This window comes from Microbacterium sp. NPDC060117 (genome assembly GCF_042729315.1).
In the GTDB taxonomy this organism is placed as follows: domain Bacteria; phylum Actinomycetota; class Actinomycetes; order Actinomycetales; family Microbacteriaceae; genus Microbacterium.
In genome coordinates, this window is record NZ_JBHWXR010000003.1 from 596298 (window position 1) to 622301 (window position 26004).

At 71.3% G+C, this 26004-nt stretch carries 23 protein-coding genes; 9 read left to right on the forward strand and 14 right to left on the reverse strand.

What is annotated here, in order from left to right:
- Window positions 1–207 precede the first annotated feature (207 nt).
- Window positions 208–1380 (reverse strand): mannose-6-phosphate isomerase, class I, encoded by a 1173-nt coding sequence (gene manA, locus ACFWCK_RS14475; protein ID WP_378806510.1) that lies wholly within the window; start codon window positions 1378–1380, stop codon window positions 208–210.
- A gap of 128 nt (window positions 1381–1508) precedes the next feature.
- Here manA and ACFWCK_RS14480 point away from each other — a divergent pair, with 128 nt between their 5' ends.
- Window positions 1509–3254 carry an AMP-binding protein gene (locus tag ACFWCK_RS14480; protein ID WP_378806511.1) on the forward strand — a complete coding sequence of 582 codons (1746 nt, stop codon included), beginning with the start codon at window positions 1509–1511 and terminating at the stop codon, window positions 3252–3254.
- 105 nt (window positions 3255–3359) lie between these two features.
- Here the strand turns inward: ACFWCK_RS14480 and ACFWCK_RS14485 are convergent, their stop codons facing one another.
- Window positions 3360–3773: a winged helix-turn-helix transcriptional regulator gene (locus ACFWCK_RS14485; protein WP_378806513.1), complete on the reverse strand. Its 414-nt coding sequence runs from the start codon at window positions 3771–3773 to the stop codon at window positions 3360–3362.
- A 117-nt stretch (window positions 3774–3890) separates the two neighbouring features.
- On the opposite strand from ACFWCK_RS14485, the gene ACFWCK_RS14490 reads away from it, so the two are divergent.
- Entirely contained in the window at window positions 3891–4256 is a 366-nt protein-coding gene (locus ACFWCK_RS14490) for a DoxX family protein (RefSeq protein ID WP_233310958.1), read from the forward strand.
- Between the two features lie 123 nt (window positions 4257–4379).
- On the opposite strand, the gene ACFWCK_RS14495 is transcribed toward ACFWCK_RS14490, so the two are convergent.
- The 3 genes from ACFWCK_RS14495 to ACFWCK_RS14505 form a co-directional block, all read right to left on the reverse strand.
- A complete protein-coding gene (locus ACFWCK_RS14495) occupies window positions 4380–5282 on the reverse strand; it encodes a VOC family protein (RefSeq protein ID WP_378806514.1) in 903 nt (300 codons plus the stop codon).
- Between the two features lie 169 nt (window positions 5283–5451).
- Window positions 5452–6924 carry an MATE family efflux transporter gene (locus tag ACFWCK_RS14500; protein ID WP_233310956.1) on the reverse strand — a complete coding sequence of 491 codons (1473 nt, stop codon included), beginning with the start codon at window positions 6922–6924 and terminating at the stop codon, window positions 5452–5454.
- A gap of 180 nt (window positions 6925–7104) precedes the next feature.
- Complete coding sequence (locus tag ACFWCK_RS14505) at window positions 7105–8109, reverse strand: aldo/keto reductase (protein WP_378806516.1); 1005 nt, start codon at window positions 8107–8109, stop codon at window positions 7105–7107.
- Window positions 8110–8281: 172 nt separating this feature from the next.
- Between ACFWCK_RS14505 and ACFWCK_RS14510 the strand changes: the two genes are divergently transcribed.
- Window positions 8282–9169: a helix-turn-helix domain-containing protein gene (locus ACFWCK_RS14510; protein WP_378806517.1), complete on the forward strand. Its 888-nt coding sequence runs from the start codon at window positions 8282–8284 to the stop codon at window positions 9167–9169.
- A 52-nt stretch (window positions 9170–9221) separates the two neighbouring features.
- Here ACFWCK_RS14510 and ACFWCK_RS14515 read toward each other — a convergent pair whose 3' ends face one another.
- Window positions 9222–9698: a MarR family winged helix-turn-helix transcriptional regulator gene (locus ACFWCK_RS14515; RefSeq protein WP_378806518.1), complete on the reverse strand. Its 477-nt coding sequence runs from the start codon at window positions 9696–9698 to the stop codon at window positions 9222–9224.
- Window positions 9699–9752: 54 nt separating this feature from the next.
- On the opposite strand from ACFWCK_RS14515, the gene ACFWCK_RS14520 reads away from it, so the two are divergent.
- The 3 genes from ACFWCK_RS14520 to ACFWCK_RS14530 are packed head-to-tail and all read left to right on the forward strand — an operon-like array spanning window position 9753 to window position 11572.
- Window positions 9753–10463 carry a hypothetical protein gene (locus ACFWCK_RS14520; protein ID WP_378806519.1) on the forward strand — a complete coding sequence of 237 codons (711 nt, stop codon included), beginning with the start codon at window positions 9753–9755 and terminating at the stop codon, window positions 10461–10463.
- Window positions 10460–11185, forward strand: a complete 726-nt coding sequence (locus ACFWCK_RS14525) for an SDR family NAD(P)-dependent oxidoreductase (protein ID WP_378806520.1) — start codon at window positions 10460–10462, stop codon at window positions 11183–11185. The genes ACFWCK_RS14520 and ACFWCK_RS14525 overlap by 4 nt, the downstream gene beginning before the upstream one ends.
- 21 nt (window positions 11186–11206) lie before the next feature.
- On the forward strand, window positions 11207–11572 hold the full coding sequence (locus ACFWCK_RS14530; RefSeq protein WP_378806521.1) for a Fe-S protein: 366 nt from the start codon (window positions 11207–11209) through the stop codon (window positions 11570–11572).
- 126 nt (window positions 11573–11698) lie between these two features.
- Here the strand turns inward: ACFWCK_RS14530 and ACFWCK_RS14535 are convergent, their stop codons facing one another.
- The 4 genes from ACFWCK_RS14535 to ACFWCK_RS14550 all read right to left on the reverse strand — a co-directional run bounded on the left by ACFWCK_RS14535 (window position 11699) and on the right by ACFWCK_RS14550 (window position 15992).
- Complete coding sequence (locus ACFWCK_RS14535; protein ID WP_378806523.1) at window positions 11699–14059, reverse strand: heavy metal translocating P-type ATPase; 2361 nt, start codon at window positions 14057–14059, stop codon at window positions 11699–11701.
- A gap of 39 nt (window positions 14060–14098) precedes the next feature.
- Window positions 14099–15031: a heavy-metal-associated domain-containing protein gene (locus tag ACFWCK_RS14540; RefSeq protein ID WP_378806524.1), complete on the reverse strand. Its 933-nt coding sequence runs from the start codon at window positions 15029–15031 to the stop codon at window positions 14099–14101.
- Window positions 15031–15240: a heavy-metal-associated domain-containing protein gene (locus tag ACFWCK_RS14545; protein ID WP_378806526.1), complete on the reverse strand. Its 210-nt coding sequence runs from the start codon at window positions 15238–15240 to the stop codon at window positions 15031–15033. Before ACFWCK_RS14545 ends, ACFWCK_RS14540 begins: the two co-directional genes overlap by 1 nt.
- A 173-nt stretch (window positions 15241–15413) precedes the next feature.
- On the reverse strand, window positions 15414–15992 hold the full coding sequence (locus ACFWCK_RS14550) for a DUF1349 domain-containing protein (protein WP_378806527.1): 579 nt from the start codon (window positions 15990–15992) through the stop codon (window positions 15414–15416).
- Between the two features lie 90 nt (window positions 15993–16082).
- Between ACFWCK_RS14550 and ACFWCK_RS14555 the strand changes: the two genes are divergently transcribed.
- On the forward strand, window positions 16083–16607 hold the full coding sequence (locus ACFWCK_RS14555; protein ID WP_378806528.1) for a hypothetical protein: 525 nt from the start codon (window positions 16083–16085) through the stop codon (window positions 16605–16607).
- 99 nt (window positions 16608–16706) lie between these two features.
- On the opposite strand, the gene ACFWCK_RS14560 is transcribed toward ACFWCK_RS14555, so the two are convergent.
- The 4 genes from ACFWCK_RS14560 to ACFWCK_RS14575 form a co-directional block, all read right to left on the reverse strand.
- On the reverse strand, window positions 16707–17858 hold the full coding sequence (locus tag ACFWCK_RS14560; protein ID WP_378806529.1) for a cystathionine gamma-synthase: 1152 nt from the start codon (window positions 17856–17858) through the stop codon (window positions 16707–16709).
- 12 nt (window positions 17859–17870) lie between these two features.
- The gene (locus ACFWCK_RS14565; RefSeq protein ID WP_378806530.1) at window positions 17871–18980 is read right to left on the reverse strand and encodes a PLP-dependent cysteine synthase family protein; all 1110 of its coding nucleotides are present in this window, start codon (window positions 18978–18980) and stop codon (window positions 17871–17873) included.
- Between the two features lie 311 nt (window positions 18981–19291).
- Entirely contained in the window at window positions 19292–19741 is a 450-nt protein-coding gene (gene sufU, locus ACFWCK_RS14570; RefSeq protein WP_378806531.1) for a Fe-S cluster assembly sulfur transfer protein SufU, read from the reverse strand.
- On the reverse strand, window positions 19738–21042 hold the full coding sequence (locus tag ACFWCK_RS14575) for a SufS family cysteine desulfurase (RefSeq protein WP_378806532.1): 1305 nt from the start codon (window positions 21040–21042) through the stop codon (window positions 19738–19740). The genes sufU and ACFWCK_RS14575 overlap by 4 nt, the downstream gene beginning before the upstream one ends.
- A 153-nt stretch (window positions 21043–21195) precedes the next feature.
- Here ACFWCK_RS14575 and ACFWCK_RS14580 point away from each other — a divergent pair, with 153 nt between their 5' ends.
- Window positions 21196–22224, forward strand: a complete 1029-nt coding sequence (locus tag ACFWCK_RS14580) for a hypothetical protein (protein WP_378806533.1) — start codon at window positions 21196–21198, stop codon at window positions 22222–22224.
- A 75-nt stretch (window positions 22225–22299) separates the two neighbouring features.
- On the forward strand, window positions 22300–26004 hold a 3705-nt coding region (locus ACFWCK_RS14585; protein WP_378806534.1), incomplete at its 3' end, for a beta strand repeat-containing protein.

Sequence of the window (26004 nt, forward strand, 5' to 3'; positions counted from 1 at the left end):
GGCGCCACCGGGGGGCCGGGCGGCGGCGCCCCGCGACCCCCGGGACACCGTTCCCCCTGACGGCGAGACCGAAACGACGTCCCGAGACCGACGATCGCATCGTCGGTCTCGGGACAGAGGTTAGGTCTCGCGGTCAGCGCGGCGACCAGGGCACCAGCGCGGCGACCGGGGCGCCAGTGCGGCGCCGCGACCCCGCCGGGGGGCGACTCAGCCGGCAGTGGATTCCGCGGTGGCGATCCAGAGCCGGCCGGATCCGGTCACCTGCACTTCCGCCGCGCGGCTCACGAACACGGAGGCGGCGCGCGGCGCCTCCGCCGTCGCGTCGCCGGCCGACAGTGCGAAGGATCCGTCCGTGGTGATCGCGATGGACGGACCGGCGAGCGCGATCGTGGCAGCGCCGGTGACCGCGAGCAGCTCGAACGGCACATCGGCGCCGGAGGCGTGGATGCGCGGCCGGTAACTGCGCACGTTCTCGGCGATCTCGACCGGGACGAGGTGGTCGTCGTCCGACGCGGCGAAGGTCAGCACGCGCTGGAGCTCGGCGGTGTCGATGTGCTTGGGGGTGAGGCCGCCGCGCAGCACGTTGTCGCTCGCCCCCATGAGCTCCACGCCCGCGCCGCCGAGGTAGGCGTGGATGTTGCCCGCGGGCAGCCACAGCGCCTCCCCCGCGGCGAGGGTCACGTGGTTCAGCATCAGGGCGACCGCGATACCGGCATCACCGGGGTAGGCCTCGGCGAGGCGGGTGATCAGCTCGAAGCGCTCGTCACCGGAGGCGGCCGCGACGAGCGCGGCGACGGCGAGCTCCACGCCCGCGCCGCCGGCCAGCAGCCAGGAGAATCCGGCGCGCAGCCCGTCCGGCCCGGCCAGCTCCTCGCGCCAGGGAGCGAGCGCATCGGATCCGGCCCGGGCGGCGAGCGCATCCACGTCGGCGAGGATCGCGGCAGGGTGTCGGAAGCCGCAGAGCGCATCGAAGCCGTCCTCCAGCGCGACGATGAACTCAGGCTTCGCGTAGGGGTCCTTGTAGTTGCGGTGCGCGGCGGTGAGGGGGATACCCCGGCTGTTCTCATCGGCGAACCCGGCCTCGGCCTGGGTCGGGGTGGGGTGCGCCTGCAGCGACAGGGGCGCGCCCGAGACGAGGATCTTGAGCAGGAACGGCAGGCGGGAGCCGCTCGCCTGCTCCCAGTCCAGCAGCGTCGCCCAGGGCTCTCCGCCGACTGTGCGGGCCGGGGATCCGGGATGCGCGCCGAGCCACAGCTCCGCCTCCGGGCCGCCGGTGCCCGCGGTCCCGAGCACGCCCGCGACCCCGTCCACCCGCCCCCAGGCGTAGTCGCGCGGCACGTTGTCGATCGGGACGAACAGGGGCTCGGGGGAAGCGCTCATCCCGCCAGCGTAGCGAGGATCCGCCCTCTCCTTTCGGAGCGCGATGTTTGCTCCGAAAGGACCCGCGAAGCAGCAGACATCGCTCCTCGAAACTGTCGTCGGAGGTCCGGAAGGACGAAGATGGCTCCATGAGCCAGCCCCGTTCCGCCACCGCGGCGACCGCCGCTATCCGCTCCGCCCGTGACCTGCTGCTCGCGCACGCCACCGACTACCCGGGCGCTCGCTCCGTGTTCCACTGGCCTGCGCTCTCGGAGTTCAACTTCGCGCTGGAGTGGTTCGATGTCGTCGCCGGCGAGACGCCGTACCGACCGGCGGTGCAGATCGTCTCGGCCGATCTGCCGAGCAGGAGCTGGACCTACGGCGAGCTCGCGCGACGATCGAACCAGGTGGCGAACTGGCTGCACGGCCTCGGGATCCGCCGCGGCGACCACGTGATCGTGATGCTCGGCAACACGATCGACCTGTGGGAGACCATGCTCGGCCTCACCAAGCTCGGCGCGGTCGCGATCCCCACCTCGACGCTGCTCTCGCCGGCGGATCTGGCCTATCGCGCGGAGAAGGGCGAGGCGCGCGCGGTTGTGACGCTCGGGTCGCTGAGCGATCGCGTGGCCGAGCTGCCCGCGGAGGTCGTACGGATCGCCGTGCCCGACGCTCCGGGCACGGCGATGCCCGCGGGCTGGCACGACTTCGCGGATTCGAACGGCGTCGACGACGACTTCGAGCCCGACGCCCCGACACCGGCCGACGACACCAGCCTGCTGTACTTCACGTCGGGCACCACCAGCCGGCCCAAGCTCGTGCAGCACACGCACGTGTCCTATCCCGTCGGACACCTCTCGACCATGTGGTGGCTGGGCGTGCGCGAGGGCGACGTTCACCTCAACATCTCCTCACCGGGCTGGGCGAAGCACGCCTGGTCGAGCTTCTACTCGCCGTTCCTCGCCGAGGCCACCGTGTTCGTCTACAACTACGACCGCTTCGACGCGAACACGCTCATGGAGGTCATGGAGCAGCACCGCGTCACGACGTTCTGCGCCCCGCCGACGGTGTGGCGGATGCTGATCCAGGCCGACCTGGGACGCCTGCCGCATCCGCCGCGCGAGCTCGTCGGCGCCGGCGAACCGCTGAACCCCGAGGTCATCGGCCGTGTGCGCCAGGCCTGGGGAGGCACGATCCGCGACGGCTTCGGGCAGACCGAGATGACGGCCTGCGTGGGCAACTCGCCGGGCCAGGTCGTGAAGGACGGATCCATGGGTCGTCCCCTGCCGGGCTACCCGGTCGTGCTGGTGGATCCGGTCACCGGGACGCGTGTCGACGGTGACGCGGACGGTGTGGCCGAGGGCGAGATCTGCCTCGACCTCGCCGAGCGCCCGCTCGGGCTGATGGCGGGGTACTACGCGGATCCGGAGGCCACGGCGCGCTCACGCGAAGGCGGCTTCCACCACACCGGCGACATCGCGACCCGCGACGCCGAGGGGTATCTGACGTATGTCGGCCGCGCGGACGACGTGTTCAAGGCGTCGGACTACAAGATCTCGCCGTTCGAACTCGAATCGGTGCTGCTCGAGCACCCGGACGTCATGGAGGCGGCCGTCGTGCCGAGCCCGGATCCGACCCGCCTGGCGGTACCGAAGGCGTACGTGCTGCTCACCGCGTCGGCGCACGACGACCTCACGGCGACCGCCGGCTCGATCTTCGCCTACGCGCGCGGTCAGCTCTCCCCGCACCTGTGGGTGCGGATCATCGAGTTCGTGCCCGAGCTGCCGAAGACGATCTCCGGCAAGATCCGCCGGGTGGATCTGCGCGCCCGCGAGGCCGAGCGCATCGCGAGCGGCGACGAGTCGGGTCAGCACCACGACCGCGACCACCGCTGACGCGGTGGTTCGCCCCCTCATTTCAAAGCGCGCACTTTGCGGTGGAACCGATCCGGATCCAGCCATGTGCGCGCTTCGAAACCCGGCTAGTGCCCGGAGAGGGGCTCAGCGGGCGTCGTAGTCGGCCCGGGACTGCTCGATCGTGGCGTGATTGGTGATCGCCCACTGCGCGATCGTGTGCGCGATCTCGACGAAGGTGCTGCCGAGCGCGGTGAGCCGATACTCCACGCGCGGCGGGACCTCCGCATAGGCCGTGCGGATCACGAGTCCGTCGCGCTCGAGCTGCCGCAGCGTCAGGGTCAGCATGCGCTGGGAGATCCCGGGGATGTGCCGCAGCAGGTCGCTGAACCGCAGGACGTCGCCGCCGAGCGTGGCGACCACGAGCAGCGACCACTTGTCACCCACGCGGTCGAGGACGTCGCGGATCATGCGCCCCACCTCGGGACCGCCGGGCTGCCCCTCGCACGAGCGTTCGTACTCGGAGAGATCCGCGGGGGTGGCCGTCACCGGCTCGCTCACGGTTCTGCCCCTGTGCGCCGGTGACACCGATGTGCCTTTTGTACGCGTCTCCACGATGCTCCATCCTTTACTTACTGATCGTAACAAGGTGACGATCGATAGCAAGAAGGAACCCCCATGCTGATCGCCCTCTGGATCGTCAACGCGCTGCTCACCCTGGCCATGCTGGGCGGCGGAGGGATGAAGCTGATCACCCCGAAGCCGGTGCTCGCGGAGCGCGGAATGGCGTGGACCGAGGACTTCTCCGCCGGCTCGATCAAGGCGATCGCCGCACTCGAGGTCGTCGGCGCGATCGGCCTCATCCTTCCTCTGGCCACGGGGATCGCCCCGATCCTGACCCCCCTCGCCGGCACCGGTCTCGCCGTCATCATGCTCGGCGCCGTCGTCGTCCACCTGCGCCGCAAGGAGCCGGCGGCCCCGGCGATCGTCCTCGCCGTGCTGGCGGTGGCGAGCGCGGTGCTGGGCTTCCTCGCCGTTCGCTGACACCGGCCGGGCCCGGGTGCCCACTGGTTTCGGGGAGCGATGTCTGCTCTGTTCCGCCGGATCCGAGAGCACACATCGCTCCTTGAAACGAGATGGTCGATCCGCGGACCGGAACACGCCGGCTCAGAGGTCGTCGATGACGATCCGCCCCATCCGCATCAGGTGCTCGTAGGCGTTCGGCCGCTGCATCAGCTCGCCCATGTTCGCGGGCACGACCTGCCAGCTCACGCCGAGTCGATCGACGAGCCAGCCGCACTGCTCGGCCTCGGGTACGACGCTGAGCGCATCCCAGATCCGGTCGATCTCGTCCTGCCCGTCGCAGTCGATCTGCAATGAGAGTCCGGGGGTGAACGTGAAGTCCCGGTCGACAGGGGAATCGAAGGCGGCGAAGCGCTGGCCGGCGAGCAGGAACTCGGAGTACCAGATCGGCTCGTCGACGTGCGGGGGCTCGGTCACCGGGTACTCGACCCGGCGGGTGATCCCCGACGGCGGCAGCAGCTCGCCGTAGAGCGCGATCGCCTCCTGCGACCTGTTCCGCACCGGCCCGCCGAACACGAGCATCGGGGTGACCAGCGGTGCCGGCTCGGCGTCGCGGTCCATCAGCTTCAGCTGCCAGCTCACCCCGTAGCGATCCTCGACCCATCCGTACAGGCCGCTGAACAGGTATTCCCCGATGTCCATCAGCACGAGGCCGTCCTCGCCGAGCCTGGTCCAGGTGCGGTTGATCCATGCGCGCGCGGCATCGTCGTCGCTGAAGTCGCGCGGATCCACGCTCACCAGGAAGGAGATCGCCGGATTCGGGGCGAACTCGGACCCGGCGTTGATGAGGCTGATCCGATAGCCGTCGATCGACACATCCACGGTGAGCGGCAGCCCGGCGAACGAGCGCTGGAACTCCGGCAGGCCGTCGGCGGGATAGCGTGCGACGACCCGCGACGTGGCCCGCTCGAACACCGAGGCGTAGAAGGCCCCCGCCTCCTCAGCCGCGTGGTCGCACCAGATGTTGGGGGTGATCCGCTGAGTCATGTGGGGAAGCTCCTCGCGCGCCGATGGTCCCCCCAGGACTCCAGAGTGCGCGACGGCGCGGCCGCACCGCAAGCGCCCGGCCGAGATCTGTCGCACGACGCGTACCGACGCGGCTGACCACGACAGCCCTCAGGGCTCGCGCCGCGACGTCACCGTGGGCGGCGCGGCCTCAGCGACGCCCGACCTTGAGGCGGGACTTCGCCCGCACCACCGGCACCGGAGCCGTGATGACGGCGTCGACCACCATGGAGCCGTCGGTGGGGCCGACGACCGGGATCGCCGTGGTCGGGGTGACCTCGATCGGATCCACGGGCATCCGCGCCAGCTCGCGGTGCGCCTTCATGTACGCGGGGATGAGCAGCGCCGCCGCGCCCAGCCATGCCAGCGGATTGCTCAACGCGACGCCGGGGTAGCCGATGAGGGCGCCCAGCACGACGGCCGCAGCCACGCGCATCACGAGCTCGATCACGCCGGTGATCGTCGGGATGAGCGTGTGCCCCAGACCCTGCAGCACGCCGCGCAGCACGAACAGCACCCCGAGCGCGGTGTAGCTGAGGCCGTTGATCAGCAGCATGAGCGCGGCGAGACGGACGACCTCATCGGATCCGTCGCCGATGAACACGCGCACCATCGAGGATCCGAACAGCACCAGCAGCGCGCCGAGCACGATCGCCGTGATGACGGCCATCCAGATCGCCTGGGTCACGCCTCGGCGGATGCGGTCAGGTCGGCGTCCGCCGAGGTTCTGCGCCGCGTACATCGAGGCGGCGAGACCGATCGAGGAGAGGAACGCCACCGCGATGCTGTCCACGCGGGAGGCGGTCGTGTAGGCGGCGACGGCGTCGGGACCGAGCATGTTCAGCGCGACCTGCACGGTGATCGTGCCGATCGCGATGATCGAGGCCTGGAAGCCCATCGGAAGGCCGAGGCGCAGGTGCTCGGCGATGTCGGCGCGCGTGACGCGCCAGTCGGCCCGGTGCACGTGCAGCACCGGGAGCTTGCGCCACACGTACACCAGACACAGTGCGACCGAGACGCCCTGTGCGACGACGGTGGCCCAGGCGGCTCCCGCGACGCCCCACTCGAAGGCGCCGACCATGAGGATCACCAGCACGATGTTCAGGGCGCAGGACACGGTGAGGAACACCAACGGGGTGCGCGAGTCGCCGATGGCGCGGATCACTGCGGAGAGGTAGTTGAAGAACATCACCGTGCTGCCGCCGATGAACGTGACCTGCGTGAACACGGTCGCCTCGGGCATGAGCACCTCGGGCGTCTGCAGCAGCGCGAGCAGCGGCGCGGTCACGAGCGGGGCGCCGACCGAGATGATGATGCTCGTCGCGGCGGTCAGCAGCGTGCCCGTGGCGACGGAGCGGCGGACGGCCGCGTGATCGGCTGCGCCGAACGCCTGCGCCGTCGGGATCGCGAAGCCGCTGCTGAGGCCCCAGGCGAACCCGATCAGCAGGAAGATCAGGCTGCCCGTGGCGCCCACGGCCGCGAGCGAGTCGACGCCGAGGTGACGACCGACGACGATCGCGTCGGCGAATTGATAGAGCTGCTGCACGACGTTGCCGATCAGCAGCGGGACGGCGAAGGCCAGGATGACGCGCCAGGGGCGGCCTGTGGTGAGGGACGTGGACATGCGGAGCTCTTCGGGCGGGGGATCGGGCGGGGGACGAAGCGAGGCCCGCCGTGATCGGTCACGGCAGGCCGTCTCCCATGCTATCGAATCGATTCGGTGAAGAGGTAGGGGGTTCGGCCATTTTCTGCCGGATCCGGCCGCTCCCGCCGCCTCCTCGAGAACCCCGTCGCCGAACGGAGCTCAGTGCCCGACGTACGAGAACTGGGTCTCGTTGTAGCGGTCACCGGCCACGCCGAGCCGCGTGGCCAGGGAGTCGAGATCCGCGCGCTCGTCGGCCGACAGCGCGACCGCGGTGGATCCGGCGTTCTCGGCGATGCGCGCGGTGCGCCGGGTGCCGGGGATGGGCACGATCCACGGCTGCTGCGCGAGCAGCCACGCCAGCGCGATCTGCCCCGGCGTCGCACCCTTGATCGTCGCGAGAGATGCCACGTGGTCGACGAGACGCTGATTCGCCGCACGGTTGTCGGCGGTGTAACGCGGGATGGTGGCACGGATGTCCCCGTCGGCGAAGGACGTCTCCGCCGAGACCGTACCGGTGAGGAAGCCCTTGCCGAGCGGACTGAACGGCACGAACCCGATGCCCAGCTCGGCGAGCGTCGGCAGCACCTCCGCCTCCGGATCCCGCGTCCACAGCGAGTACTCGCTCTGCACGGCGGTCACCGGGAACACCGCGTGCGCACGGCGGATGGTGGCCGCCGATGCCTCGGACATCCCGAAGTGGCGCACCTTCCCCTCGCGCACGAGTTCGCCGACCGCCCCCGCGACGTCCTCGATCGGCACCGCCGGATCCACCCGATGCTGGTAGAAGAGGTCGATGACATCGGTGCGCAGCCGCCGCAGCGACGCCTCCGCAACCCGTCGGATCTGCTCCGGACGGCTGTCCAGCCCGGTGTAGCGCCCGTCGTCCTCGATGTGCCAGCCGAACTTGGTCGCGATCACGACCTCGCCCCGGATCGGCTCCATGGCCTCTCCGACGAGTTCCTCGTTGACGTAGGGGCCGTAGACCTCAGCGGTGTCGATGAAGGTGACGCCCTGCTCGAGCGCCGAGCGCAGCACACCGATCATCTCGTCCCTGCTTCCGGGATTCGGTCCGTAGCTCTGCGACATCCCCATCGCGCCGAGGCCTATCGCCGAGACCTCGAGGCCCCTGCCGTCGCTACCGTGCCCGAGTGTGCGCGTGTGCATCCCCGTCTCCCTTCTGTCGCGGATCCGGTCGATCACGACCGGTGCGTCCTGCGCCCCGGCGCCTCCGGGACGCTTCCAGTCGACTCCCGATCCGCCGCGGGCACCAGACCCCGATGTTCCGGGTACTGCCAGTGCCTGGCACCGCGGGGTCGCGGCGCGTACGTTCGAGGGCATGGACGAGCACGCAAAGGACCTCAGGGCCGAGGTGCAGGACTTCCTCACCTCGAGGCGCGCCCGCCTCTCTCCGGAACAGGCCGGGCTCCCCGCGTACGGGCGGTTCCGGCGAGTCCCTGGCCTCCGGCGCGAGGAGGTCGCGCTGCTGGCGGGCGTGAGCCTCGACTACTACATCCGCATCGAGCGCGGTGACCTCGCCCGCGCCTCGGACGGAGTGCTGAGCGCGATCGCGATGGCCCTGCGACTGGACGAGGCCGAGACGGCGCATCTGTTCGACCTCGCTCGAGGCGCGGACCGCGCGAGCCGCACAGGGCTCTCCCCTCGACCGCGCCCCGCCGCGCTCCGGCCCAGCGTGCTCCGGATGCTCGACGCGATCGTCGACGCGCCCGCGATCGTGCGCGGCGGCGGTTTCGACTACCTCGGCGCCAACCGCCTCGGTCGTGCGCTGTACGCGCCACTGTTCGCACACTCAGCGCCGAACAGCCTGCGCTTCGCGTTCCTCGACCCCGCGGCGCGCACCTTCTACCGGGAATGGGATCAGGTGGTGCAGGACCTCGTCGCGACCCTGCACGCCGAGGTCGGCAGGCACCCCGCGGACCCTTCGCTCGCATCGATCGTCGCCGAGCTCTCCGATCGCTCGGAAGAGTTCCGCGCGCTCTGGGCAGCGCACAACGTGCGCTTCCATCGCACCGGGATCAAACGCCTGCATCACCCCGTCGTCGGCGACCTGGACCTCACGTTCGAGGGCCTCGATCTGTCCGCCGATCCCGGCGTGATGATGGCGGTCTACACCGCTGAACCCGGATCCGGATCGGCGGACGCGCTGCGGATGCTCGCCAGCTGGGCCGCGACGGCCGAGGAGGAGAGGCTCCGCACAGGGCACTGACCGCTCGGCAGCGGCACGCTCCGCTGCCGACGCCGATGCCCCTCGAGGGAGCTCAGCGGGCGTTCGGGGAGCCACCGTATCCGCGATGCACCTCGGGATCGAGTCCGTGCGCGGCGGCGAGGCGGGTCACGAGCGCGGTGAACGTCTCACGCTCGGCGGGATCGAGCGGGCCGAGGATGTCGGCGTTCTGCTGCTCCGCCGCCGCGCGGAGGCCGCGCAGAGAGGCGCGGCCGGCCTCGGTGAGATCGAGTCGGTGATGGCGGCGATCGTCGGGGTCGCGGGTCCGCGACACCAGACCGGCCGCCTCGAGGGTGTCGACGAGCACCACCACCCGGCTCGGCACGGCGCCGAGTCGGTCCGCCAGTGCACGCTGACTCAGCCCCGGGTTCTGCATCAGGATGCGCAGCACCCCCGCCGTCGCCGGAGTGAGGCCGGCAGGCTTCACGAGTTCGGCGAACCGCGCGGATGCGAAGGCGCCGAGCTGGGACAGCAGGAACCCCGTGCGTGCGGGGCGACGAGCGGCATCCATGGGTCCAGCATAGTCCTCTTGACAGAATGATTCATAGCATGCATCATTTCTGTCATGACCGATTATTCGCCTGCCTCTCGTCGCCCCGGCGGGCCGCCGCTGGGCCCGCTCGCAATCGTCACCTTCGCCCTGACGATCGCGGGCGTCGTCGTGCTGCTCGTCGGCACCGGCTCGGCTCCTGCGCCGTTCGCCCCGGCCGCCGACGTCGCGAGCTGGTACACCGCCCACGCACTTCCGATCCGCGTCGCGGCGACGCTGCAGCTGGGAGCCGCCGTCCCGCTGGGGATCCTCGCCGCCTCGGTCTACGCCCGTCAGCTGCGCCTGGGGGTTCGTGTTCCCGGTCCCGTCATCGGTCTCTACGGAGGGATCGGCGCCTCCTTGCTGCTGCTCGTGTCGGCCCTCACGACCTGGGCCCTCGTCTCCGGTCCGGAGGCCGCCGACCCGGGCAGCGCCGCAGTTCTCGGGCGACTCGCCTTCGGACTCGGCGGCGTCGGCTACGCCGTGGGCCTGGGTCTGCTGATCGCCGGCATCGCGGTGCCGGCGTTCATCCTGCGGCTGATCCCGCGCTGGCTCGCCCTGGCCGGACTCGTGCTCGCCGTCATCGGCGAGCTGGCGTTCCTCTCGCTGGTGCTCGACCCGCTGCAGGCGCTGCTGCCGGTGGTGCGCTTCGGGGGCGGGGCGTGGCTGATCGCGGTCGCGTTCCTGCTGCCCAGGGAGCGGCCGCGGCGGAGCCCGCGCACCGTCGCCATGGAGGACGCGTCATGAGCACCGCCCTCGTGGTCGGCGCGAACGGCGCCATCGGCGAGGCCGTCGCGCGGCGGCTCGCTGCGGAGGGGCATCGGATGCTCCTGGTGTCGCGCCGACCGGATCCGCTGGCCGCACTCGCCGACGCCCTGCGCGGCGATGGTCACGACGTGGAGACCGCAGCGTTCGACGCCGCCGACGCGGGCGCACTGGCGGAGTTCCTCGCTGCGCATGCGCCGACGGGGATCGACATCGCAGTCAACAACCTCGGCATCGCGCACCTTCCGCGCCCCCTGATCGAGATCGACGACGTGGAGTTCGCCCGGGTGCTCGCGATCGACCTGCTGGGCCTGTCGCGCTGCCTGCGCGCGGAGCTCGCCGTGATCCCCGACGGCGGGGCCGTGGTGAACGTGGCCTCCACCGCCGGCATCGGCGGGGCCCCGGGCATGTCGGCCTACGCCGCCGCCAAGCACGGCGTCGTCGGACTCACCCGCACCACCGCGCTCGACGAGGCCGCCCGGGGCGTGCGCGTGAACGCCGTCGCGCCGGGGCCGATCGAGTCGGGCTCGGTGCTCGATTATCCCGCGGAGGTGCGCGAACGGATCGGCCGGTTCGTCCCGATGCAGCGGATGGGGCGCCCCGAGGAGGTCGCCGAGGCGATCGCATGGCTGGCCTCGCCCGCGGCGTCCTTCGTGACGGGCGTGGTGCTGCCCGTCGACGGCGGCAAGACCGCCGCGCTCTGACCGATCCGAAACGGAGACCCCATGGACCTCTTGACCCTGCTGCGCGAGCTCCTCGTGCTCGTGCACCTCGTCGGCTTCGCCCTGCTTCTCGGCGGCTGGGCCGCACAGGCGGTGCGACGACGCTACGTCACCACGACGCTGTTCCGCATGGGGCTGGGGGTGATGATCGCGTCGGGCCTGCTGCTCGCGATCCCCTTCCCCGCCGGCGTGCATCTCGACTACCTCAAGCTGGGGGTGAAGCTGGTGGTCGCCCTCGCCATCGGCGGCGCCTTCGGCGTCGTCATCACGCGGGAGCGCGCGGGCCGGCCGACCGCGGGGGCCTTCTGGACGATCGGCGCCCTCGCCGTGCTGAACGCCGGCATCGCGATCTTCTGGCACGGCGCCTGACCGGGCCTGCTCGTTCTGCTCCCGTCGCAAAAGGTGCCGCCATGAGGCGCTCAGAACGACACATTCTGCGACGGGAGCAGGGGTGGACCGCGGCCGAGACCCCGGGGCCGAGCCGTAGGCCGAGGCTCAACGGCACCGGCGCAGCCTCAGGCTGTTGCCCACCACGAACACGCTGGAGAACGCCATGGCGGCCCCGGCCAGCATCGGGTTCAGCAGCCCCAGCGCGGCGATCGGGATCGCCGCCACGTTGTACGCGAAGGCCCAGAACAGATTCGCCTTGATCGTGCCGAGCGTGCGGCGGGACAGCCGGATCGCATCGGCCGCGGTGCGCAGGTCGCCGCGCACGAGCGTGATGTCGCTCGCCTCGATCGCGACGTCGGTGCCGGTGCCCATCGCCATGCCGAGATCCGCTGTGGCGAGCGCGGGCGCGTCGTTCACCCCGTCCCCCACCATGGCGACCACGCGACCCTCCGCCTGAAGCCGGGCGACGACATCGACCTTGCCCTCGGGCAGCACCTCGGCGGATACCTCGTCGATCCCGACCTCCGCGGCGACCCGCCGGGCGACCGCCTCGTTGTCGCCCGTGAGCAGAATCGGCGTGAGGCCGAGGCGCTTGAGCTCCGCCACCGCATCGGCGCTCGTGGGCTTCACGGTGTCGGCGATCACGATGATGCCGCGAGCGGATCCGTCCCATCCGACCGCCACGACGGTCTTGCCGCCGGCTTCGGCCTCCGCCTTCGCCGCAGCGACCCGCGGGCTGAGGTGCTGCGCCCAGTCGGCGAGCAGCGCCTCCCGGCCGACGAGCACGGCGTGACCGTCGACGACGCCCTGCACACCCCGGCCCTCGAGGTTCTGGAACGACTCCACGGATGGGAGCTCGACGGACCGCGTCTCGTCTCGCGCGGTTTCGCCGCGCTCGCTCGACGACCCCGAGCGGAAGACCACGGACTCGCTCGACGACCCCGAGCGCGCCGCCCGGGCGATCGCCTGGGCGATGGGGTGCTCGGACGCGTTCTCCAGCGCACCGGCGAGGCGCAGCAGCGCGGCCGGATCCGTCCCGTCCTCGGCGATGACGTCGGCGACCTCCATGCGGCCGCTCGTGACGGTGCCGGTCTTGTCGAGCACGATCGTGTCGACGCGACGGGTGGACTCCAGCACCTCCGGCCCCTTGATGAGGATGCCGAGCTGGGCCCCGCGCCCCGTGCCCACCAGCAGCGCCGTCGGCGTGGCGAGGCCGAGAGCGCACGGACACGCGATCACGAGCACGGCGACCGCTGCGGTGAACGCCGCCGTGGCGGGGAAGCCGGCGCCGAGCCAGGCGCCGAGGGTCGCCACCGCGATCACGATCACGATCGGCACGAAGACTCCGCTGATCCGGTCGGCGAGACGCTGCACCTCGGCCTTGCCGGTCTGGGCGTCTTCGACGAGCCGCGCCATCTGGGCGAGCTGGGTGTCGGATCCGATCCTCGTCGCGCGGACGACCAGGCGTCCGCCGGCGTTGACGGTGGCTCCGGCGACGGCATCGCCCGCGCCGACCTCGACGGGCACGGATTCGCCGGTGAGCATCGCGGCGTCGACCGCGGAGGATCCGGAGACGACGACGCCGTCCGTGGCGATCTTCTCGCCCGGGCGCACGACGAACTCGTCGCCGACGGCGAGCTGCCCGATGGGGATGCGGACCTCTTCCGTCGCGGCGCCCGGCGTTTGGTCTCCCGAGCCCGCGGACCGCCGCAGCACCGCCACGTCCTTCGCGCCGAGTTCGAGCAGCGCGCGCAGCGCAGCGCCCGCACGCCTCTTGGAGCGCTTCTCGAAGTACCGTCCGGCGAGGATGAAGACGGTCACCCCCGCCCCCACCTCGAGGTAGATGTTGCCGCTGCCGTCGCCTGCCTGCAGCGCGAACGAGAACTCGTGCCGCATGCCCGGCGTGCCCGCCGCGCCGAGGAACAAGGCGTACAGCGACCAGCCGAACGCGGCCAGCGTGCCCATCGAGATGAGGGTGTCCATCGTGGCCGCGCCGTGGCGCAGGTTCAGCCACGCGGCGCGATGGAACGGCCACGCGCCCCACACGATCACGGGGGCGGCGAGCGCGAGCGAGGCCCATTGCCAGTACGTGAACTGCAGCGCGGGGATCATCGCCATCGCGATGACGGGCACGGTGAGGATCGTGCTGACCAGCAGCCGGGTGCGCAGCGAGCGCAGCTCAGGGTCGTCCGGCGTGGCCTCCGAAGCGTCCGGACCCGGACCGTCCGGCGCCGCGACGACCGGCGGTGCCGGGAGCACGGCCGTGTAGCCGATGTCCTCGACCTGGGCGATGAGCGCGGAAGGGTCGAAACCGTCCGGCAACGACACCCTCGCCTTCTCCGTCGCGTAGTTCACGGTGGCGGTGACCCCGTCGATCTTGTTCAGGGTTTTCTCGATCCGGTTCGCGCAGGAGGCGCAGGTCATCCCGCCGATCTCGAGCTCCACGCTGTTCGCGTTCGCGGTCATGGGTGCGTCTCCTTTCGACGTCGGCCGGTCGTGCCGGGGTCAGTGATTGTGCGTCGTCGCGTCCAGCACGAAGGCGGCCGTGTGCACGGACCCCTCCACCTGGAAATCGAAGTAGAGCAGGTAGCGCCCCGCGGTGCCCACATGGGCGGAGAAGCGGACGTCCGGCCCCGAGGTCGCGCCCGGCGTCGGCTCCGCGCCTTCGGGGTGCACGTGCAGGTAGGCCAGGTCACCCTCGCGCAGCGCCACGAGGTGCCCGTAGGCGCCGAGGTAGGGCTGCAACGTGGTGACGGGAGCGTCGCCGCGACGGACGGTCACCGTCAGCTCGGAGGCGGATCCGGGGATCAGATCCCCGTCGACGCTGACGTCGAAGCCGTCCACCGTCGTCTCGGCACTCGATGCGAGCGCGACCGGTGCGAACGCTCCGGAGACGTCGATCGTGCGGGTGAGCGTGACCGGATCCGCCCCCGCGGCCGCGAAGTCCGCGAACACGCGGTACGAGCCGGCGGCGTCCCACATCCACGGGATGCTCCAGGTGCCGCCGGCGGCGTCGAGCACGGGGTGCACGTGCCGGAACCCGGTGCCGTCGCTGCGCACCACGATCAGGTGCAGCTCCTTCTCGTGCTGCGGCGTGTAGGCCGTGACCGGGGCGCCGTCGGCGTCGAGGATCCGGAAGCTCAGCGTGCCCTGCTCGCCCACGCTGGCCGGCGCGGAGACCGGCGCGAGCGTGAACCCGCCGGCCGACAGGGAGACCCCCGCGAGGCTCTCCCCTGCGGCGCCGTGCGCGCTGTGGTCCTCGGTTCCGTGTGCGCTGGATCCGTGGGCGTCGTGCTGGTCCATCTCGGTCTCCTCCTCGTGCTGCATGCTCTGCGGTACTGCTCCGCGCGGGGCCGCCAGGGCCGCGGCGCCGAACGCCACGGCGAAGGCCGCCGCGAGCGCCGCACCGTACAGGCCCAGGCGTCCCGCGGTGTTCATCAGGCGCGAACCGCCCGGTAGCCGGCCTCGTCGACGGCGGCGAGGACGCTGGCGTCGTCGAGCTCGGTCGTCGAGGTCACCACGAGGCGGCCCGTCGAAGCACTCACCTCGACGCCATCGACGCCGGCGATGCCGCCGACTTCCCGGCGCACGGACATCTCGCAGTGCCCGCAGGTCATCCCGGTCACCTGGTACTCGGTGGTGGTCATGTCATCTCCTCCGTCCGATACCCCGTCCGGGTATCCGATATCGACAACCATATACCCCCAGGGGGTATTCCGCATCCGAGAAGGCTCCCGGTTCCGACCGGCAGACCTCGCCACTCGGACGCCGCGCCGAACACGTGGCGTGCGGGCGAGACACGTGGCGCGCGGGCGAGGGCTCAGTGCAGGGCGCCGTCGGCCTCGACCACACGCCAGGCGTGCAGTCGCACGGCGAGCCCGGCACGCGTCGGCGCGCACACGAACGGCCCCGCATCCGCGGGGAGCGACGACGGGAACGGCAGCACGCGCACCAGCTGGAGCGGCTCTCCGAGGACACCCGCGCGCACCGTGAGCGCGTCCGAGCCACGGCTCACCCGCACCAGGATGCGGCGGTCCGCCCATTCCGGCACGGGAGCGAGCGACCAGTCCGACAGCCCGTCCGTGACGACCGCGCCCACCTGGGGCCGCCCGTCGGCGAACTCGACGCCCGCCTTGACCCAGCGCTCGACCGAGGCGCGCACGAAGACCCCGGCCTGGTCGAACTGCGCGGAGAACGCCGCGGTGAACTCCACCTCCACGGCCGTATCGACCTCGAACGGCGCGAGGAGCGCGTGCTCGCTGTCGTGCACGAAACCGTATGACGTGGTCCGCCACGCGTCGCTGCCCTCGGCCGCGGTCACGACGAGATCACCCCGATCCTCGACGACCTCTTCGGGATCGTGGGTCCAGCGTCCGTCCGACCAGGCGATGTCCGTCATGACGTCAGGCTACGGTCTCCGCAGCCGAGATCCGACACCCTGCAGCAGCCCGCCGCCTCCTGCCGCACCCGCGGATCGTAGACTCCGGGCATGCGCATCGTCGTCTCCGGCACGCACGCGACCGGCAAGAGCACCCTGATCTCGGACTTCTCCCTCGCGCATCCGGAGTTCGCCGTCCTGCCGGATCCGTTCGAGTTCGTGGACGAGGCGCACGGATCCGGATCCCTCGTCGCGCAGCTGCGGATCAGCGCGGACCGGCTCCTCGACCCGGACCTGGGGGGATCCGTGATCGCGGAGCGCGGGCCGCTCGACTTCCTCGCCTATCTCGCCGCGCTCGACGACCTGGACCGGTCCCCGCGGGCCGCTGAGCTGTTCCGGCGCGAGGCCCCACTCGCCGCGGAGGCCATGGCAGGCGTCGACCTGCTGGTCCTCCTCGGGCTCGATGACGGCATCACCGTGCCCGAGGAAGAGGATCCCGAGCTGCGCGAGGCCATGGACGAGGCGCTGCGGGCGCTGACCGACGACGAAGAGCTCACCGGCACGGCGCGGATCCTCGAGCTCTCCGGCGATCCGGCCGCCCGGCTCGCGGCACTGGAGGCCGCCCTCCGCGGGTGAACCCGGCTTTCGAGGAGCAATGTCTGCTCCGAGATCACCGCGCGGACGACGAACATCGCTCCTCGAAACCGGGCATGGGGGCACCGGGGCGTCGAGGCCTCAGACGGCCAGCGCCTGCTCGAGGTCTGCGAGCAGGTCGGAGACGTCCTCCAGCCCGACCGAGAGGCGCACGACCTCGACGGGCACGGCCGCCTCGGTGCCCCGCACAGAGGCGTGCGTCATCGCGTCGGGGTAGTTGACGAGCGACTCCACACCACCGAGGGACTCGGCGAGCTGGAACACGCGCGTCGACTCGGCGAAGCGACGAGCGGCCTCGCCCGACTCCAGCGCGACCGAGACGATGCCACCGAAGCCCGACATCTGCCGCGCGGCCAGGTCATGCCCGGGGTGGGACGGCAAGCCCGGGTAGTAGACCCGGGCCACGCGGGGGTGCGCGTCGAGGAACTCGGCCACGGCCTGCGCGTTCTCGTCGTGCTGGCGCATCCGCACCGGCAGCGTCTTGATGCCGCGCGTGGTGAGCCAGGCGTCGAACGGCCCCGACACCGCGCCCACGGCGAACTGCAGGAAGCCGATCCTCTCGGCGAGCTCGGCGTCCTTCAGCACCACCGCCCCGCCGACCACGTCCGAGTGCCCGCCGAGGTACTTCGTCGTGGAGTGCACGACCACGTCGGCGCCGAGCTCCAGCGGACGCTGCAGCACCGGAGTGGCGAACGTGTTGTCGACCACGACGACGGATCCGGCATCGTGCCCGATCTCTGCGAGCGCGGCGATGTCGGAGATGCGCAGCAGAGGGTTCGAGGGCGTCTCGACCCACAGCACACGGGGCGCCTTCGCTGCGACGGCCGCGCGCACCGCTTCGGTGTCGCTCATGTCGACCACCTGCACCGTCACGCCCCAGGCGCCGAGCACCCGTGAGATGAGCCGGAACGTGCCGCCGTAGACGTCGTTGCCGAGCAGCACGTGGTCGCCCGGCTGCAGGATCGCGCGCAGGAGGGTGTCCTCCGCGGCGAGGCCCGAGGCGAACGAGTAGGCGTGCGTGCCGCCCTCGAGCGCCGCGAGCTGCTGCTGAAGGGCGTCCCGCGTCGGGTTTCCGCTGCGGCCGTACTCGTAGCCCTGGCGGAGCCCGCCGATGCCGTCCTGCACGAACGTCGTCGACAGGTGCAGCGGCGGGATCACCGCGCCGGTGTACGGGTCAGCCGCCTGGCCCGCGTGGATGGCGGCGGTGGCGGTCTTGTCGGTCTCGATGGTCATGTCGGATCCCTTTCACTGGGTTTCGTCGTTCGCGTCGGCAGCCGAAGCGGCTTCTGCGGGGTCGTTGAGCGAGGACGGCGACGCCGTGTTCGTCGAGCGAGCCGAAGGCGAGTCGGAACGCAGAGACGAAACATGGCTCGGCACGTCGTCCACGTCGAACCCGTGCCCGGTCATCCAGTCGTCGTCGTAGAGCTTGTCCAGGTAGCCGCGGCCGTGGTCGGGCAGCAGCACGACGACCATGTCTTCCTCCGCCAGGCGCTCGGCGACGCGGAGCGCGGCCACCACGGCCATGCCGCTGGACCCGCCGACGAGCAGGCCCTCCTCGCGGGCGAGCCGACGGGTCATCGCGAACGACTCCGCGTCGGAGATCCGCTCGTAGCCGTCGACCACGGCAGGGTCGAACGTGGCCGGCAGGAAGTCCTCGCCGACGCCCTCGACGAGATAGGAGTGGATCTCATCGCCGGAGTAGATGGAGCCCTCGGGATCCGCGCCGATCACCTGCACGCGTCCGCCGCTCGCCTCCTTGAGGTAGCGGCCGGTGCCGCTGATCGTGCCGCCGGTGCCGATGCCGGCGACGAAGTGCGTGACCCTGCCGTCCGTGTCGGTCCAGATCTCCGGACCGGTCGATTCGTAGTGTCCGCGGGGACCGTTCTGGTTCGCGAACTGATTGGGATTGAAGGCTCCGGGGATCTCACGGGCCAGCCGTGCCGCGACGGAGTAATACGACTCCGGGTGCTCCGGCGGCACCGACGTGGGCGTGACGACGACCTCGGCGCCGTAGGCCCGGAGCGTCGCGACCTTGGGCCCGTCGAACTTGTCGGGCACGACGAACACCATGCGATAGCCGCGCTGCAGAGCGACCAGCGCCAGGCCGACGCCGGTGTTTCCGCTCGTGGCCTCGACGATCGTGCCGCCGCGCCGGAGCAGCCCGTCGCGCTCCGCGGCGTCGACGATCGATCGTGCGATGCGGTCCTTCGCGGATCCACCGGGGTTGAAGTACTCGATCTTGGCGAGCACGGTCGCGCGGATCGCCCCGCGGGTCGCGGTCGCGCCGGTGACGGAGGAGAGACGGACGAGGGGCGTCGAGCCGACGAGATCGGCGACGTGGCTGGCGTAGCGCACGGAAGATGTCCTGAACGGTGGTCGCGCTCGAAGGGCGCGGGCTGTCTGTGGTCGTCGAAGGAGCGCGGATCGCGCTCAGAGACAACAACGACAGGTCAGGGCCACGGTGTCAAGGTACCCGACGGTTCCGGATCCGAGGACTCCGGCGTAACAAACCCCGTAACACTCCGCGACCCACCCCGAGGTCGTTGAGCGAGGACGACCGCGAAGCGGACGACCGAGACGAAACGCGCGTGGCCTCGCGAGGTGACGGCGTTTCGACTCGGTCGCTGCGCGTCCTCGCTCAACGACCCCAAAGGGGGCCGGGATCGTCAGGCCTTGCGCAGCGCGTCCTCCAGGGCGACCCAGCCGAGCATCGCGCACTTGACGCGCGCGACGTAGCGGGAGACGCCGGTCAGGGCCGCCGCGTCGCCGTACACGTCCTCGTCGAGCTCCATGGCGCCGCGCGATCGCAGCGCCTCGCGGAATCCGTCGATGAGCTCCCCCGCCTCGGCCCGCGAGTGGCCGACCACGAGCTCGGTGAGCATCGAGGCGGAGGCCTGGGAGATCGAACAGCCGGATCCCTCCCAGCTCACCTCGGTGATGCGCTCGCCGTCATCGGAGACGCGAGCCCGCAGGGTGATCTCGTCGCCGCAGATCGGGTTGCGCTGGTGCGACTCGGCGGTGTGGGGGTCGCCCTCCGCACCGAGGAGGCCCTTGCCATGCGGGCGCTTGGAGTGGTCCAGGATGAGCTCCTGGTAGAGGTCTTCGAGGCCGCTCACGCGGGCACCTCCTGCTGGTCGGGGGATCCGGAGACCCCGAAGAACGCCCGCACGCCCGAGACGGCGTCGAGCATCCGATCCACCTCGTCCGCCGTGTTGTAGAGCGCGGCGGAGGCGCGTACCGAGGCGGTCACGCCGAGGCGGGCGTGCACGGGCTCGGCGCAGTGGTGCCCGACGCGCACGGCGACACCGCGGGAGTCGAGGAACTGGCCGACGTCATGCGCGTGCACACCATCGACGACGAAGGCCTGCAGCGCTACCCGTTCGGCACCGTCCGCGGCGCCGAGCAGGCGCACGCCGTCGATCACGCCGAGCCCGGTGCGCAGGCGCTGCTCGAGCTCGGCCTCGTACGCGTGCACCGCGTCCATGCCGAGACCCTCGAGATATCGGACGGCGGCGGCGAGGGCGATCGCCTGCGACACCGGCTGCGTTCCGGCCTCGAAGCGCTGCGGCGGCGGGAGGAACTCGGTGCGCTCGAACGTGACACGGGTGATCATCGAGCCGCCGGTGAGGAAGGGCGGCAGCGCCTCGAGGATCTCGCGACGTCCGTACAGGCCGCCGATCCCGTACGGGCCCTGCATCTTGTGACCGGAGAACACGGCGAGGTCGACGCCGAGCGCGGGAAGGTCGAGCGGCAGATGCGGTGCCGACTGGCAGGCGTCGAGCACGGTGAGCGCGCCGACCTCGCGCGCCAGCGCGACCACAGCCGCCACCGGGTTCACGATGCCGAGCACGTTCGAGACGTGCGTGAAGGCGACGACGCGGGTGCGGGACCCGATGACCTCCGCGGCGTGATCGAGGTCGAGGGATCCGTCGTCGCGGATCCGGATCACGCGCAGGACGGCGCCCGTGCGGGCGGCCAGCTCCTGCCAGGGGACGATGTTCGCGTGGTGCTCCGCCTCGGTCACGACGAGCTCGTCACCCGGCTGCAGCGCGAAGCGGGCGCTCTCCGGCAGCCCACGCCCGGCGGTCGCGTTTCCGATCGCGTACGCCACCAGGTTCAGGCCCTCGGTGGCGCCGTGCGTCCAGACCAGGTCGTCCTTATGCGCGCCCACGAAACCGGCCACGGCCGCACGGGCATCCTCGTAGAGCTCCGTCGCCTCAGCGGCGAGCGTGTGCGCCCCGCGGTGCACGGCCGCGTTGGAGCGCTCCAGGAAGTCGCGCTCGGCATCGAGCACGACGCGGGGCTTCTGGCTCGTCGCGGCGGAGTCGAGGTACGCCAGCGGAGCCCCGTTCACGGATTCGGCGAGCAGGGGGAAGTCGGCGCGGACGGCGGCCACATCGAGGGCGGGAGAACTCACACATCAACGCTACGTCAGTGCGGGACACCTGGGCGCGTCGCGGCAGCACCGCGGTCTCCCGGGTGAAGCGGTGTGAAACAACGAAACCTGCCTCTGGACAGAACCCTCTCCGGGGCATACCTTGTGCGGTAAGTGATATATCGGGGGGTAATCATGCAGGGTCGCGCGTGGTCGCTACGGGGATTCGTCCCCGGTGCGATCGCGGGCGGATTCCTCGCCCTCGGCTGGATGGCGCTGTCGATCGCCTTCGGATCCGGATCCGCGCAGGCGGCGGAAACCGCACCCCCACCACCCCCGAGCATCATCGGCGCGCTGCAGAGCACCGTCGGTGCGGTCCAGAACTCGATCGCCGAAGCGCCGGTCACCGTGCAGAGCACGCTCTCGGCCGTGCAGACCTCCGTCTCCGAGGTGCTCCCCGCTCCCGTCGCTGACGCGATCACGGACACGGCGTCCGTCTCCGAAGCAGGCCCGGCGCCCGCGGAGGCCTCCGCGCCCGCGGCACCCCTGATCGCACCGATCGTCGAGACAGTCCTTCCGGTCGTGCAAGGAGTCGATCAGACCGCCGGCGCGGCGATCGACGCCGTCACGACGACCGCTGACACCGTCGCCCCGGCGCTGAGCCCCGTGCTCGCGCCGGTCAACGCCGTGCTGCATCGAGTTCCGACGACCCTCGACGCCGTGACCGCTGCACTCCCGCGGATCGCCGTCTCCGTCGACGGCACCGTCGGCACCGTGACCGAGACGGTACGGGGCGCAGCCGCTCTCGTGCCCTCACCGTCGGTCTCGGATCCGGTCGGAGCCCCCACCGTTCCCGCTCCCCATGGCACGCGGGAGCCGGTCTCCTCCGCATCGATTCCGCCTGTCGTGCTCCCATCCGCCCTGGATGGGGCGCAGCCAGCGCTTCCCGCGGTCGATGACGTCCTCACGGCAGCGCTCTCCGCGCCCCCGGCGGCGACCGCACCCGCGGCGCCCGCGCGGCATCCGTCGGGTTCCCCGACGTCTGAGTTCGGGGTGCCCGGCACCGGATCCGCATCCGGTGGCAGCACGAGCGACGTGCGCCTCTTCGGCACCATCTCTTCCCTGTCGGCGGGCGACCGTCTGCTGACCGTCCGCACCGGATCCGCAGGCGATGACCGCCTGCCGGTCTCGCCGGTCGCGGACCACGACTCCTCTCCCGACTGATCGGGGCACGACCGCCCTCGAGGCGGCACGTGTCATCGCGCATTCGCGCATCCCCAGATCAGAAGGAAAGAGAACATGAATCGCATCGTCAAGCGTGCTCTCTGGGGCACGCTCATCGCGGGCGGGATCACTCTCGCCGGCGCGACGGCGGCGAATGCCGCAGAGGCGCCACCCAATGGCGCCGACTGCGGCTGCAACGTCGTCGGCAGCACACTCACCGCGGTCACGAACCTCGTGGCCGGAGCCTGCGGTCCGTCGCAGGGCGGAAGCGGAGGAACCGGCGGTCTTCCTGCGGTCACGCAGGACGTCTCGCAGCTCGTCGGCGACACGCTCGGCACGGTCACGGGAACGGTCCCCTCGGGTGGGGGCACGGATCCGGGTCTGCCTACGGTCCCCTCCGTCCCCGACGTCACGAGCTCCGTCGTCCAGGCCGCCACGGCCGCGACCGATGGCGCCGTGGACACCGTCAGCGGCGTCACCGACGCGGCGACGACCGGTGTGGCGAACACCGTCGACGACGTCACGCACGCCGCCACCGGCGGCGCTGCGGACTCCGTCGGCCCGGTCGTCGCGGCGGCGGGCGATGGCGTCGCCGACACCGTCAACGGGGTCGCCGACGCCGCCACGTCCGGCGTCACCGGCGCCCTCGGCGGAATCACCGGCGGTCTTCCCACCGTTCCTGGCCTGCCTACCGTCCCGGGCCTCCCGGGCAACGGCGGCACACCCGGGCTCCCGGGCATCCCGTCGCTGCCGGGGTTGCCGAACATCGGCGACACCCTCGGCGGTGTCACCGGCACGATCGGCGGAATCACCGGACACCTGCCGAGTCTGCCCACCGTTCCCGGCCTGCCCGGCAACGGCGGCACCCCGGGTCTTCCGGGTCTTCCTGGGCTTCCTGGGCTTCCTGGTGGTTCGCTGCCAGGCATTCCGGGCCTGCCGGGGAGTGGCGGAGCTCCGGGCGTGATCACGGTTCCCCTCCCGGGGGTCGGTTCGGTTCACGCCGGCGCCACCCCGAACGGGCTCAACGTCGGTAAGAACCTGAACGTCCTCGGAATCAAGGACGTCTGGGACCTCACCGCAGGCCCCAACGGAGTGAGCACCACCGACCGCATCGGCACTGACGCCACCAATGTCTATGTCGACGCAGCGGTTCCGACGAACGGGACCACGGCCCCGCACGCGTCGGTGACGCTGCCGAACCTCGGCGGAATCACCGGCGGTCTCCCGGGCCTGCCGTCCGTCCCGGGCCTGCCGAACCTCGGTGGGATCCTGGGCGGTCTGACCGGATCCCTTCCGGGTCTCCCTGGGACGGGTGGAACTCCGGGAACGGGTGTCGTCACGGTTCCCATCCCCGGTGTCGGAAGCGTTCACGCCGGCACCACCCCTGACGGCCTGAACGTCGGAAAGAACCTGAACGTCCTCGGAATCAAGGACGTCTGGGACCTCACCGCCGGCCCCAAGGGCGTGTCTACAACTGACCGCATCGGCACGGACGCCACGAACGTCTACGTCGACGCAGCCGTCCCGACGAACGGGACCACGGCCCCGCACGCCGGCGTGACGCTGCCGAACCTCGGCGGAATCACCCGCGGTCTCCCGGGCCTGCCCACCGTTCCGGGTCTGCCCGGTAACGGCGGAACCCCGGGCACCGGAGGATCCCTTCCCGGTCTGCCGAATCTCGGTGGAGTCCTGGGCGGTCTGACCGGCAGCCTGCCGGCACTCCCGTCCCTTCCGGGGCTGCCCTCGGTTCCGGGTCTCCCAGGCACCGGCAACACGGGTGTCGTCACGGTTCCCGTCCCCGGTGTCGGCAGCGTTCACGCCGGCACCACCCCTGACGGCCTGAACGTCGGAAAGAATCTCAACGTCCTCGGAGTCAAGGACGTCTGGGACCTCACCGCCGGCCCCAAGGGCGTCTCCACCACGGACCGCATCGGCACCGACGCCACCAACGTCTACGTCGACGCAGCGGTTCCGACGAACGGGACCACGGCCCCGCACGCGTCGGTGACGCTTCCGAACCTCGGCGGAATCACCGGCGGTCTCCCCACCGTCCCGGGGCTTCCCGGCGGCGGATCCCTTCCCGGCATTCCGGGCACCGGCGGCACCCCCGGAGGTAATGGAGGAGGAACCATTCCGGGGCTGCCCTCGATCCCGGGCCTGCCGAACCTCGGCGGAATCCTCGGCGGAATCACCGGCAGCCTTCCAGGCCTGCCCTCCGTTCCGGGGCTGCCCTCGGTACCGGGTCTCCCGGGCACCGGTGGAACTCCGGGAACGGGTCTCGTCACGGTTCCCATTCCCGGTGTCGGCAGCGTTCACGCCGGCACCACCCCTGACGGCCTGAACGTCGGCAAGAATCTCAACGTCCTCGGAATCAAGGACGTCTGGGACCTCACCGCAGGCCCCAACGGAGTGAGCACCACCGACCGCATCGGCACTGACGCCACCAATGTCTATGTCGACGCAGCGGTTCCGACGAACGGGACCACGGCCCCGCACGCGTCGGTGACGCTGCCGAACCTCGGCGGAATCACCGGCGGTCTCCCGGGCCTGCCGTCCGTCCCGGGCTTCCCGGGCAACGGCGGCGGAACCCTCCCGGGCCTGCCCACCCTGCCCATCGGTGACCTCACCGGTGTGCTCGGCGGGTTGACCGGATCCCTCCCGGGTCTGCCGTCCGTCCCGGGCGTGCCCTCGGTTCCAGGTCTCCCCGGCACCGGTGGCAACACGGGTGTGATCACGATTCCGGTTCCCGGAGTCGGCACGGTTCACGCCGGCACCACCCCGAACGGCCTGAACGTCGGTAAGAACCTGAACGTCCTTGGAGTCAAGGACGTCTGGGACCTCACCGCAGGCCCGAACGGCGTCTCCACCACGGACCGCATCGGCACTGACAGCACCAACGTCTACGTCGACGCGGCCCTGCCCACCACCGGCACCACGCCGGGACACGCTGGCATCACCCTGCCGAACCTCGGCGGGATCACCGGCGGTCTCCCGGGTCTGCCCTCCGTTCCGGGTCTGCCCGGCACCGGAGGCACCCCCGGTGGCAGCCTTCCGGGCCTTCCGTCCCTGCCCATCGGTGCGATCACCGGTGCGCTGGGTGGTCTGACCGGATCCCTCCCGGGCCTGCCCTCTGTTCCGGGCCTGCCCGGCACCGGCGGCAACACGGGTGTGATCACCGTTCCCATTCCCGGTGTTGGTTCGGTTCACGCCGGCGCCACCCCGAACGGGCTCAACGTCGGTAAGAACCTCAACGTCCTCGGAATCAAGGACGTCTGGGACCTCACCGCAGGCCCCAACGGCGTGTCCACCACCGACCGCATCGGCACCGACGCCACCAACGTCTACGTCGACGCGGCCGTCCCCACCACCGGTACCACCGCACCGCACGCCTCGGTCACCCTGCCGGTCCTCGGCAACCTGACCGGCGGCCTGCCCACCGTCCCGAGCCTCCCGGGAACCGGAACCCCCGGCAACGGGGGAACCCTCCCGGGCCTGCCGAACCTCGGCGGGATCCTCGGCGGAATCACGGGTAGCCTCCCCGGCCTGCCCACCGTCCCCGGTCTGCCCACGATCCCGGGCCTCCCGGGAACCGGCAACCCGGGAACCCCCGGCAACGGCGGAACCCTCCCGGGCCTGCCCAACCTCGGCGGGATCCTCGGCGGAATCACCGGCAGCCTTCCGGGGCTGCCCACCGTCCCCGGTCTGCCCACGATCCCGGGCCTCCCGGGAACCGGCAACCCGGGAACCCCCGGCAACGGCGGAACCCTCCCGGGCCTGCCC